The 596-nt window shown below is 30.4% G+C and carries 1 protein-coding gene; it reads left to right on the top strand.

Features of this window, described 5'->3' with window-relative positions; all coding sequences use genetic code 11:
- Window positions 1-180: 180 nt before the first annotated feature.
- On the top strand, window positions 181-596 hold a 416-nt coding region (locus ABMA45_RS09415), incomplete at its 3' end, for a hypothetical protein (protein WP_348030245.1).

The following is a 596-nucleotide window of genomic DNA, read 5'->3' as shown; positions in this document are numbered from 1 at the left end:
AATAGATGTCTACATATAAAAAGCTCCTGTGCATTGCACAGAGAGCTTTTTTTGAACATTACTATAATGTCAAGGAATCGCTCTTAATTGTCGTTGGGGAAAGAGTAATTATAAAGCGTTGAAATAAATCTCTTAATATAATAAAATCAAGATAAAAAAATATATAAAGGAGAGGGTGTTATGCATGTAAAGAAAATGATTGTATTCACAATGTTTATGCTTATGTCTGTGGGAATTTGTGGATACTCAAATGATACTAAACAACAGACGGTTAAGGAAGAAAAAGGCGTTGAAATAAATGCGGAAAATTTTCCTAGCGAATATGTAAGAGAATTAGTCAGCGAATCCTTTGATTCCAATAATGACAATCAATTGAGTCAGAATGAAATTGATGCAGTAACAGAATTATGGATAGATCCTGATGATACATATACTTATATGGACGGATTGGATAATAGTAATTACAAATATTCTGTTATTGACTGTAGAGGATTGGAAATATTTAAAAATGTAGAGAAAATAAGAATCTGTGCGGAGACTGTTGAACATAACGATGAGCAAATAGAAAAATATGGCTTGTTAAATTTTGAAAAATT

This window comes from Eubacterium sp. CAG:156, from assembly GCF_000434315.1.
GTDB classification, from domain to species: Bacteria; Bacillota; Clostridia; order Lachnospirales; family Lachnospiraceae; genus Eubacterium_U; species Eubacterium_U album.
The sequence above is the reverse complement of the archived record's forward strand: the minus strand, read 5'-3'. Positions and strand labels throughout refer to the sequence as shown.